The organism is Streptomyces sp. NPDC037290, assembly GCF_055603245.1.
In genome coordinates this window covers 125,968-135,712 of sequence record NZ_JBVJVZ010000018.1, presented here as the reverse complement: position 1 = coordinate 135,712, position 9,745 = coordinate 125,968, and the positions used below count along the sequence as shown (strand labels likewise).

At 69.2% G+C, this 9,745-nt stretch carries 10 protein-coding genes and 2 pseudogenes; 8 read left to right on the top strand and 4 right to left on the bottom strand.

The features are described 5' to 3' along the window. Positions 1 to 98: 98 nt before the first annotated feature. Positions 99 to 203 (top strand): annotated as a pseudogene (locus tag ACZ7HQ_RS37145) (pyridoxamine 5'-phosphate oxidase family protein); the annotation flags it as partial. 132 nt (positions 204 to 335) lie between these two features. Here the strand turns inward: ACZ7HQ_RS37145 and ACZ7HQ_RS37140 are convergent. Then, positions 336 to 878, bottom strand: a complete 543-nt coding sequence (locus tag ACZ7HQ_RS37140; RefSeq protein ID WP_470999636.1) for a GNAT family N-acetyltransferase — start codon at positions 876 to 878, stop codon at positions 336 to 338. A 164-nt stretch (positions 879 to 1,042) separates the two neighbouring features. Here ACZ7HQ_RS37140 and ACZ7HQ_RS37135 point away from each other — a divergent pair. The 7 genes and pseudogenes from ACZ7HQ_RS37135 (at position 1,043) to ACZ7HQ_RS37105 (ending at position 6,756) form a co-directional block, all read left to right on the top strand. Continuing rightward, positions 1,043 to 1,415: pseudogene (locus tag ACZ7HQ_RS37135) on the top strand (transposase family protein). A gap of 408 nt (positions 1,416 to 1,823) precedes the next feature. Continuing rightward, positions 1,824 to 2,261 carry a hypothetical protein gene (locus tag ACZ7HQ_RS37130; protein WP_470999634.1) on the top strand — a complete coding sequence of 146 codons (438 nt, stop codon included), beginning with the start codon at positions 1,824 to 1,826 and terminating at the stop codon, positions 2,259 to 2,261. A 289-nt stretch (positions 2,262 to 2,550) separates the two neighbouring features. Continuing rightward, the gene (locus tag ACZ7HQ_RS37125; RefSeq protein ID WP_470999632.1) at positions 2,551 to 3,291 is read left to right on the top strand and encodes a hypothetical protein; all 741 of its coding nucleotides are present in this window, start codon (positions 2,551 to 2,553) and stop codon (positions 3,289 to 3,291) included. 116 nt (positions 3,292 to 3,407) lie between these two features. Further along, a complete protein-coding gene (locus ACZ7HQ_RS37120) occupies positions 3,408 to 4,613 on the top strand; it encodes a permease (protein ID WP_470999630.1) in 1,206 nt (401 codons plus the stop codon). Positions 4,614 to 4,698: 85 nt separating this feature from the next. Then, entirely contained in the window at positions 4,699 to 5,340 is a 642-nt protein-coding gene (locus ACZ7HQ_RS37115; RefSeq protein WP_470999628.1) for a class I SAM-dependent methyltransferase, read from the top strand. Between the two features lie 170 nt (positions 5,341 to 5,510). Next, positions 5,511 to 6,251: an SDR family NAD(P)-dependent oxidoreductase gene (locus ACZ7HQ_RS37110; RefSeq protein WP_470999627.1), complete on the top strand. Its 741-nt coding sequence runs from the start codon at positions 5,511 to 5,513 to the stop codon at positions 6,249 to 6,251. A 367-nt stretch (positions 6,252 to 6,618) separates the two neighbouring features. Beyond that, the gene (locus ACZ7HQ_RS37105; RefSeq protein ID WP_470999625.1) at positions 6,619 to 6,756 is read left to right on the top strand and encodes a hypothetical protein; all 138 of its coding nucleotides are present in this window, start codon (positions 6,619 to 6,621) and stop codon (positions 6,754 to 6,756) included. Positions 6,757 to 6,871: 115 nt separating this feature from the next. Here ACZ7HQ_RS37105 and ACZ7HQ_RS37100 read toward each other — a convergent pair whose 3' ends face one another. The 3 genes from ACZ7HQ_RS37100 to ACZ7HQ_RS37090 form a co-directional block, all read right to left on the bottom strand. Next, the gene (locus ACZ7HQ_RS37100; protein WP_470999647.1) at positions 6,872 to 7,459 is read right to left on the bottom strand and encodes a carboxymuconolactone decarboxylase family protein; all 588 of its coding nucleotides are present in this window, start codon (positions 7,457 to 7,459) and stop codon (positions 6,872 to 6,874) included. 65 nt (positions 7,460 to 7,524) lie between these two features. After that, positions 7,525 to 8,481 (bottom strand): RNA polymerase sigma-70 factor, encoded by a 957-nt coding sequence (locus ACZ7HQ_RS37095; RefSeq protein ID WP_470999623.1) that lies wholly within the window; start codon positions 8,479 to 8,481, stop codon positions 7,525 to 7,527. Continuing rightward, on the bottom strand, positions 8,478 to 9,410 hold the full coding sequence (locus tag ACZ7HQ_RS37090) for an NAD-dependent epimerase/dehydratase family protein (RefSeq protein ID WP_470999621.1): 933 nt from the start codon (positions 9,408 to 9,410) through the stop codon (positions 8,478 to 8,480). Before ACZ7HQ_RS37090 ends, ACZ7HQ_RS37095 begins: the two co-directional genes overlap by 4 nt. Positions 9,411 to 9,745 lie beyond the last annotated feature (335 nt).

The following is a 9,745-nucleotide window of genomic DNA, read 5'->3' as shown; positions in this document are numbered from 1 at the left end:
TCAGGGAGCGGCACTCACCCGTGGAAGTGCGCCCCGGGCAGACGCCCGCGCACTCCCAGCCGCTGATCCCCAACACCACGACGAGGGACACCATCGGCTCCTTTCTGTATGTACGCGTGGTACCGAGGACTGTGCGTGCTTGGCGCGGGGAGCCGGAACTCCGCGGGAGAGTCATCATGCGCGACGGGATGTGGCTGGCATAACGGCCGTCCCTCGCCGCCGCGCCTCTCTCGGATCACGACTACAGCTGGAGTTCCGGGGGCGCGTGTCGAAAGTAGGTCCTGGTCGCGGGATGATCTTGGTCTGTTACGAGGCGGCCGTCCTGGTCGCCGCCATCAACGAGTGGTTGTGCCGTACTGCTCCGACGACAACTCGAACACCCGTACTCGCCGGCCGCCGGTGGGATTGACGGTCTCACGGACGGGATGCATCCCCAGTTTGGTCATGATCCGTTCGGAGGCGTCGTTGCCCACTTGAGTGATGCTGACGATCCGCTCCAGCCCTCGCTCTTCGAACCCGAACCGTACAGCGGCCGCAGCGGCCTCGGTGGCCAAGCCCCGCCCCCAGTGGGAGCGTCCCAGCCGCCAGCCGACCTCAACCGCCGGCAGCACCTCCGGCAGGAAGTGGGGTACCGAAAGGCCGGTGAACCCGGCCAGCTCGCCAGTGGACCGGATCTCCACGGCGAACAGGCCGAAACCCTGAGACTCCCACTCGCTCTCCCATGCCTGGATCCCGTCGCGAGTCTGCCGTTCGTCACGGACGCTGCCGTCACGGATCCACCGCATGACCTCGGGGTCGGCATTGACGGCAGCCATGGGCGCAACGTCTTCCTCGCGCCAGCGACGCAGGATCAAACGGGGTGTCTCAAGCGTGATCATCCATTCATTCTGGAGCGCAAATGGGCTTTCTGCCATCCTCGCCAGGCGCTTTCGGCATACGCCCTGAAGGGTGTTGCGGAAGGCTTGGCGGCGGTCATTTTGTCGGCACGGATGGGGTATTGAGGGCACATCCGGTGTGGGTGAAGGCGTCCACCGGGTTACGGATGGGGCGGTTTGAGAAGCTGCTGCGAGTGGTGCGGGGCGGGACGGGAAGGGTCCGGCGGTGGCCGGCCGTCTTCCGCCGGCCGAGCGGGTGCTGCTGGTAGCCGAGTACTACCGCACGAATCTCACCACGTCGGACGGCGCCTCCCTGAGCACCGGGCTGATTGTCCCGCACCGCAGACGAGCCGGACGCTCCCATCTCCGCGGTCAGGAGGAAGGCAATGCCGCGCACCGGCGCGTGCGGGCCCGGGTCGAGCACACCTTCGCCCGTACGAAGAAGTGGAAGGTCCTCCGCGACTGCCGTAAGAGGGGCACGGCCTCCATCACGCCGTCCAGGCCGTGGCCACCGTGCACAACCTCGCCATGGCAGGGTGAAACAGCAGGTCAGCCATCACCCAGACTGGCCCGCCACCCAAGCCTTCTGCAACGCCCCTCATTTTCCCCGGAGTTGTCGGGGTTCGATGGCCCGGAGGGGAATAGGACGAGGAGAACGGAACCTCCCCAACGCGTCGCCGCGGCGGGCGACTCACCGTCCATTCGGAGGCATGGCCCCTGGCGCCACACCGCCCACGCGCGCCAGCCGACCGATGAATGAGCGGAATCAAGGTGCGATCACGACTGGCGACTGCAGAGCCCCTGCGGGAGGGACCTCGATGGTCCCATCGCCCCTCTGGCTGGGAGCTGGGATCACCCCGCCAGGCGGTTGATACCCCGCCCCGGTATAGTGGAGTGGGCGATCGCAGGCGGCGGGAGCCGAACGGCGAGGAAGAGAGGGCACGGAACGTGGGCAGCGGACATGCAGGCAGGCGGGGCATCCCCCGGCTGCTGGCCGTGTGCGCGGTGCTGTTCGGCCTGTTCCTCATGCACGGCTCCCCGGCGAGTGCCGCCGAGGGCTGCCACGACTCCATGCCCGCGCCCTCGGCGATGCCCGCCGGCCACAGTGCCGCCACGATGACCACGGCTCACGCGCCCCCCAGGCATCAGCCAGGCCCGGCCCTTCAGGCCCCCGCGGCCGACGGGATGCGCGGGGCGCTGTGCGTGGCGACCCCGGCACAAGAGCGGCTCCCCCTTTCGGCGCCCAGCCTCCTCGCCGTGGCCGCCGTCACGGTTCCGGCCGCATGGACGCCCGCCCGGCTGCGGGCACTGGGCGGGAGCGGGCTGCGCGGTCCTCCGACCGGCGGAAGAGATCATCTGCTCCAGGCGTGCATCGCGCGGACGTGACAGGCACGCGCCGCGTCCCGGCCACCGGCCGGAACCGGCAGCGTGCCCTGCCCTCTCCGCGCGCCACCGTGTGGTGCGCCCACCCGGAAAGATCCCTCCTTCGATGATCTCCTCTTCCCGTCTCGTTGCGCGCCGCCGCGCGATCACCGTGACCGGTGCCGCAGCGGCTCTCGCATTGGCCCTGGCCGCTTGCGGCTCCTCCAGCGACTCCTCGTCCATGCCAGGCATGGACCATGGCAGCAAGTCCTCCGCATCGTCCGCGTCCAGCGCGTCGCCTGCGATGGGCGACATGCCCGGCATGGATCACATGGCTTCCGGCAACGGCCTGTCCGACAGCCGGGACGGCTACCGCCTCACCTCGCAGGACACCACACTGCCGTCCGGCACAAAGGCCGTGTATCGGTTCACGCTCACCGGCCCGGACGGCAAGCCGGTCACGGACTTCGCTGCTGACCAGACCAAGCGGATGCACTTCTACGCGATCCGCTCCGACCTGACCGGATTCCAGCACGTCCACCCGACCATGGCCGCCGGCGGTACCTGGAGTGCGGAGCTGTCCTCCCTCACACCGGGTTCCTGGCGCATGTTCTCCTCCTTCACCCCGAACACCGGCAAGGGCAAGGGCAAGGACTTCGTGCTCTCGCGCACCGTCACAGTGCCTGGCGACGTCGCGAAGACGCCGCTGCCCGCACCGGCCACCACCACGCAGGTCGACGGGTACACCATCACCGTCAAGGGCGAACTCATGGCGGGTATGGCACACCCGCTGACCGTCTCGATCGCCAAGGCCGGACAGCCGGTCACCGGTCTTGAGCCCTATCTGGACACCTACGCCCACCTGACCGCCTTCCACGAAGGCGACGCCGCGTTCGCCCACCTCCACCCGACCACCAAGGTGACCGGCGACCACGGCGGCCCGGACCTGTCCTTCCACGCCGAGCTGCCCACCTCCGGCAACTGGCGACTGTTCCTGCAGTTCCAGACCGGCGGCAAGCTCCACACCGCAGCCCTGACCTTGCGCGTCGGCTGAACCCGACGGGGCGCCGCCAACACGGCGGCGCCCCGCACCCCGGCCCGACGGACGCGCGCCCAAAGACAGCGTGTCCTTCGGGCGGCAGGCCCGACTGTACGGAGGAGGCTTCGCAGATGCACGCCGTACTGCACGCACTGTCGATTGCCGGGTCGATGACCTGGGAGATCACCTGGGCCCTGATTCTGGGCTTCGCCCTGTCCGCTGTCGTCCAGGCTCTGGTCCGCAGGTCCACCGTGGTCTCGCTGTTGGGCGATGACCGGCCGCGCACCCTCGCCGTCGCCGCCGGCCTGGGCGCGGCATCTTCATCCTGCTCGTACGCGGCGGTCGCGCTGGCCCGCTCCCTGTTCCGCAAGGGCGCCAATTTCACGGCCGCGATGGCCTTCGAGATCGCCTCCACCAACCTGGTCGTCGAACTCGGCGTGATCCTGGCCCTGCTGATGGGCTGGCAGTTCACCGCCGCCGAATTCGTCGGCGGTCCGATCATGATCGCTCTGCTGGCGTTCCTGTTCCGCGTCTTCCTGAGTGACAAACTCCTGCGCACCGCCCGCGAGCAGGCCGAACGCGGGCTGGCCGGCTCGATGGAGGGCCACGCCGCGATGGACATGTCCGTTCACCGTGAGGGCTCCTTCGCCCGGCGCCTGATCTCCCGCGAGGGTTTCACCTCGACCTCGCACGTCTTCGTCATGGAGTGGGCGGCGATCCTGCGCGACCTGATCGGTGGTCTGCTCATCGCCGGCGCCATCGCCGCCTGGGTTCCCGACTCCTTCTGGCGCACCTTCTTCTTCGACGGTCGCCCTCTCGCCTCCAAGCTGTGGGGCCCGATCGTCGGCCCGCTCGTAGCGATCGCCTCATTCGTGTGCTCCATCGGCAACGTGCCGCTGGCGGTGGTGCTGTGGAAGGGCGGCATCAGCTTCGGCGGCGTGGTGGCCTTTATCTTCGCCGACCTGCTGATCCTGCCGATCCTCAACATCTACCGGAAGTACTACGGCGCCAAGACGGCCACCTTCCTGCTCGCCACCTTCTATCTCGCGATGGTCATGGCCGGGTACATCGTCGAATTCGCCTTCGGGGGGCTTGGCCTGATCCCCGACCGGGCCGATGCGAAGATCCCGATGGAGGGCGTGAGCTGGAACTACACCACCTGGCTCAACATCGCCTTCCTCCTCCTGGCCCTGGCGCTCCTGGTGCGCTTCTGGCGCACCGGCGGAATGTCCATGCTCCGCATGATGGGCGGTTCACCCGGCACCGGCCACGATCACACCGGCCACCTGGACCATGGGCACCCATCAGGGAACACGCACGGCGGACACCACCACTGAAGCCTCGCCCTCCACCCGTGGGTGGAGGGCCAGTTCTGCCCACGGGCCGATCCGTGAACCGCCGTCGACATGCTGGAGTAGTGCTGTGACTGCCACCTTGCCGCGCGTCCTGCCCAGCCCGGACGGCAAACCGGCTCCGCCGCCCGGCACCGCCGACGTCTTCCGGGACTTCGCCCGTGACCTGGCTGCCGGTCGGCGGCCCTGGACGGCCGAGACCGCCCAGTTCATCGCCGCACAGTTCGACCAACTCGCCCCCGACTGGGACACCACACGCGCCACCGGCCGCGAGGACCCCCTGCGCGACGCCCTCACCCGAGGCGGCCCACTTCCCGCGGGCCCGTGCCTCGAACTCGGCTCCGGTACGGGCCTGTTCACCCCTCTGCTGAGCAGCCGCTTCCCGCAGGTGATCAGCGTGGACCTGTCGCTGCGCATGCTGCACCGGGCCAACGGCCGCTCACCGGTGCGCGTCCAGGCCGATGCAAGCAAACTGCCCCTGCCCGCCTCCTCCGTCGCCGTCATCGCCGCGATCGACATGCTGTTGTTCCCCACCGAGACCGCCCGCGTCCTGGTGTACGACGGAGTACTGCTGTGGATCAACCAGCTCGGCAGCGACGGCCCGCTGTACCTGCCCGCCGCTGCCGTCGCTGCAGCCCTGCCCGGCACCTGGCAGGCCACCGAGTCCGAAGCCGGCTGGGGTAGCTGGGCCGTCCTGCGCCGCACCCGCTGACACACCTCCGCCCCGGAGGTCATCAAGGAGGGGAGCGGCCTCAGGCCGCATCGCCCGGCATCATAGAACCCCCACAAGGGAACTCCGCAATGCGGAATACGGATTCCATATGGCGATAGACTATGCTCCGCCTCCAGCACGTCAGCGATCAATACCACGAGGGGGAAGAAGTGAGTGAGAGCCGAGTAGCGCTGGTCACGGGTTCGTCGTCCGGCATTGGGGCGGCCGTCGCCCGGCGGCTCGCCGCCGACGGCGTCCGGGTCGTCATCAACTCCGCTCGAAGTGCGTCGGCGGGCAAGGAACTCGCAGCCGAACTGCCCGACGCGGTGTACGTGCAGGGGGACGTGGCCGACACGGCAGACGCGGGCCGGATCGTGGCGGAGACAGTCGAGACATACGGTCGGCTCGACATCCTGGTGAACAACGCCGGCACGACCCGCTTCATCCCCCTGGACGACCTGCAGGCGGCCGACGCCGCCGCCTGGCGGGAGATCTTCGACGTCAACGTCTTCGGCGTCTGGCAGCTGACCACGGCCGCGGTCCCGCACCTGGAGCAGTCGCAGTCCGCGGCAATCGTCAACATCTCGTCGGTCTCGGCCACCCGCGCCCTGGGGAGTTCGGTGCCCTACGCGGTGAGCAAGGCCGCCCTCAACCACATGACGCGGCTGCTCGCCTCCCAGCTCGGCCCGCGCATCCGGGTGAACGCGGTCGCTCCCGGCCTCATCGACACGTCGTGGTACGACGGGGCCGAGAAGGCGTGGGAGAACTCCCGCGAATGGATCACCGCAAACACTCCGCTGCGCCGCGTCGGTTCGCCCGCCGACGTGGCCGAGGCCGTGCACTACCTCGCCAACGCCGCGTACACCACCGGCGACGTGCTCACCGTGGACGGGGGGCGGCACATCGTCTGACCGCGCACGTCATCAAGCCCCTCATGGACCTCGGACTGACGCTGGTCCCCGACGAGGTCTCAGAGCACAGAGGGCGATGGATAAGCCGGTGGGCGTCCACCTTCTCGTCCGGCCGGGCGGAGACAGGCCGTGTGCTGGCCGCGACCTGGGCGGCCGTGACGCCGGCCGTGCGGGACACGGCGGTGGGCGGGCGCGTCGCCGAGGAGATCGCAGAGACGACGGGAACCCCGGGTGCGCGCTGCTCACCTGGACCTCGCTGATCCCGCGTCGGTTCGGGCTTTCGCCACCGCCCTGCACGACGCGCTGGCCGCCGGCGGCAAGGCCCGTATCGTCGTCATGCGTTCCACCGGCCACCAGGCTCCCGTTCGTGTGGGACGACGTCAACTTCACCTTCCACCCCTACGATCCGTGGCTCGCCTACGGCCGGTCCGGACCGGCGACGTCCTGTTCGCGGGGGAGGCCACTCGCCGCTGGACCGGCGCTGGGCATCACCGTCACGCGCTGATGCCCGGCGCCGTCCACACCCAGCCTGCAGCGTGTCCAGCGTGCCGTCGGCTCGTCGGAGCGTCTCGTGGATGACCTGAACGGCGGGCTGCGACGGGCCGTGGAGCGGTCCTTGGTCATGCCGTCGATGCCGTCGATGCCGCCGGGGATGATTCGGAGCGCGTGGCCAGCGGTATTTCGCAGGCATCGGAGAAACCCTGCGAGGTGATGCCGTTCGCGGTGTTGTTCCTGGTCGCCATGTTCACGAAGGCGATGTACGCGGTGAGCTCGACCATCGCCGCCGGGCCGAGCCGGTCGAGCAGACTCCCGTGCAGTTCGTCGGTGACGGTCGGCGGTGTGTTCGTCATGGCTTCGGCGTACTCGAGGACGTCCCGCTCCAGCGGGGTGAACACCTCCGACTCCCGCCAGCGCGGCACCTGGCTCGCCTTGGCCAGGTCCAGGTTCTCGTTCTGCGCCTGGAAGTAGCCGACGTCGAGGCACCAGCTGCAGCCGACCTGTGTCGCGACGGCCATGTGTGCGAACGACTTCAGACTCGCGTCGACCGCGTTCCACGAGCCCACCTTGGCACCGAACTCCAAGTTGGACGTGGCGACTTCGGGGCTGTGCCACCCCACCTCGACGGGCTCGGGCACGGCACCCAGCTGTTTGGTCATGTTTTCGGCGAGCTCGGCGGGAAGCTCCGCCTTGGGAACGCGCAGCGTCATGCTGTCCTCCGTGTAGTAGATGTGTTTCTCTGCCATGACGGACACCGCAGGAACCGGGGATGTGACTACCCCAGTGGCTGGGCGCCGTCCGGCTGTTCTGCGGATCGGCGGGCCCGGCTCGCTTCGCCGAGAATCGCCCAGGCGTTGGCGACCGGGCCCAGGTGCCGGAGCTTGGCGGGGTTGATGACGGTGCGGATGGTCTGGATCCGGCCGTCGAGGATGTCGAGCGCCCAGGTGCCGAGGATGTCGCCGTTGCGAGCACGCAGGATCGCGCCGGGCTGGCCGTTGACCTCGTGCAGCTCCACGACACCGCCGACCTGGGTGAACAGCGGGGTGAACGCGGCGATCCGGCGGGTCACCTCGTCGGTACCGAAGGTGCCTTCCTTGTTGCCCCACAGCGGGGCCTTGCCGCCTCCGTCGCCGACCATGTGCACGTCGGCGGCGAGAACGTCCCGCAGTGCGTCGACGTCTCCCTCGCGGAAGGCGTCGAAGAACCGCTCGGCGAGTTCCTCGCGCTCGCGCCGGCCGGCCTCGAACCGGGGCCGGCCCGCGTCCATGTGGCGGCGCGCCCGCACGGTGAGTTGCCGGCATGCCGCCTCGGACCTGCCTACGGCCGATGCGATCTCCGGGAAGCCGAAGGCGAACACCTCCCGCAGCACGAAGACCGCTCGCTCCAGCGGGGTGAGCCGCTCGAGCAGCAGCAGGGCGGCCATCGACAAGGAGTCGGCCAGCTCCGCCGAGCGCTCCGGGTCTTCGTAGGGGTCTTCAAGCAGCGGCTCGGGGAACCACGGCCCGACGTACTCCTCCCGCCGCACCCGGGCCGACCGCAGCACGTCGATCGAGATCCGGGTGACCACGGCCGAGAGGAACGACTTGGCGGAGGCAGGCTGCGTCGAGGAGGCCTGGTAGCGCAGCCAGGTCTCCTGGACCGCGTCCTCGGCCTCGCTCACGGTGCCCAGGATGCGGTAGGCGATGGAGAACAGCAGTGGCCGCAGCTCCTCGAACTCCTCGGTCCGCGTCATGCCAGCTCCTCCTTGAAGCCCTGGCGCCACGACGGGTAGCGCAGTTCCCAGCCGAGTTCGCGTTTGGCTTTGGCGTTGGAGAAGCCGCGCCCCTCGGTCATCATGAGCACCGCCACCTCGCCGGCGAACAGCTTCGCCAGCCATACGGGCACCCGCATCGGCTTCTTCGCGCCCGCGCACGCGGCCAGATACGGCAGCCAGTCGTTCGCCGGGGCCGGCTCGTCGTCGACGATGTTGAAGATGCCTTGCGCCTTCTGTTCCACCGCGAGGACGGTCGCGCTCGCCGCGTCGTCGAGATGCACCCACGAGCTGTAGCCCGTGGCGCGCCCCACCAGCGGAAACTGTCGCTTGCGGATGAGATCCACCTGGTCGTCGGTGGCTCCCGGCCCGTAGAACCCGCCGTAGCGCAAGGCCGCCCCGCCGGCCTGGAGGACCATCTCCTCGACATGGCGGATCGCCGCCATTCCCGGCGCGGCGGACGTCCCCAGCATCGGGTCCGTCGGGTCCTCCTCGGTCTTCACCCAGCCGCCCTCACGGATGCCGTTCCCGTTGGCGTGGCTCTGGGCGACGACGTGGGGGACGCCGGTCGCCTCGGCGGCGGCCAGCAGGTGATTCGTCCCCTCGGTCCGCAGCCGGTTGGTGGTGGCGAACCAGCGGTCCATGTGCTTGATGTCGGGCTTGCCGGCGTGCACTGGGGAGATCGCGGTCATCTGGTGCACGATCACGTCCGGCTGGGTCTGGGCCACCGCCTCGCCGACCGAAGCCGCGTCCAGGCCGTCCATGACGATCCCTTCCGCGCCCAGTTGCTGCAGCAGCCCCAACTTGGCCGCACTCGTCGTCGTCGCGGTCACCCGGTGTCCACGGGCGACGAGTTGCGGAACCAGCCGCCGCCCCAGCACCCCGGTACCGCCTGCCACGAAAACCCGCATGACCATCACCTTCCGCTTCGGACACGTTGTTCTGCTACCGAGACGAGACAGCCCTGCCTCCCGTGACATCGGTGGCGAGGAGACCTTGGAAACACCACCGGGGGCCCGCCCCCTGGTGTCCCCATGCCGCCATGTCCCTGGGGCGCCGTGTCGCCGGCTCGGCCGCACCGGCTGTGTACCGCTCGCCGTCCTCGCGGCGGATTCATTCCTGGGTTTGGCGGTCTGGCCCCTCTTTCGGTGGGTGGTCCCGGCGTCCTGCGGCTCGCGTGCTGCGGGTGGGAGGGGTTTTCGCCGTCGTGTGCCTTCCGTGTTCGGGACGGACGGGGTTTTGCCCC

Bases quoted from the DNA above. Each gene is read 5' to 3' on its own strand.
- ACZ7HQ_RS37140 (WP_470999636.1), bottom strand. From the start codon at position 878: ATGATCACGCTTGAGACACCCCGTTTGATCCTGCGTCGCTGGCGCGAG.
- ACZ7HQ_RS37125 (WP_470999632.1), top strand. From the start codon at position 2,551: ATGCCCGGCATGGATCACATGGCTTCCGGCAACGGCCTGTCCGACAGC.
- ACZ7HQ_RS37120 (WP_470999630.1), top strand. From the start codon at position 3,408: ATGCACGCCGTACTGCACGCACTGTCGATTGCCGGGTCGATGACCTGG.
- ACZ7HQ_RS37100 (WP_470999647.1), bottom strand. From the start codon at position 7,459: ATGACGCTGCGCGTTCCCAAGGCGGAGCTTCCCGCCGAGCTCGCCGAA.
- ACZ7HQ_RS37095 (WP_470999623.1), bottom strand. From the start codon at position 8,481: ATGACGCGGACCGAGGAGTTCGAGGAGCTGCGGCCACTGCTGTTCTCC.
- ACZ7HQ_RS37090 (WP_470999621.1), bottom strand. From the start codon at position 9,410: ATGCGGGTTTTCGTGGCAGGCGGTACCGGGGTGCTGGGGCGGCGGCTG.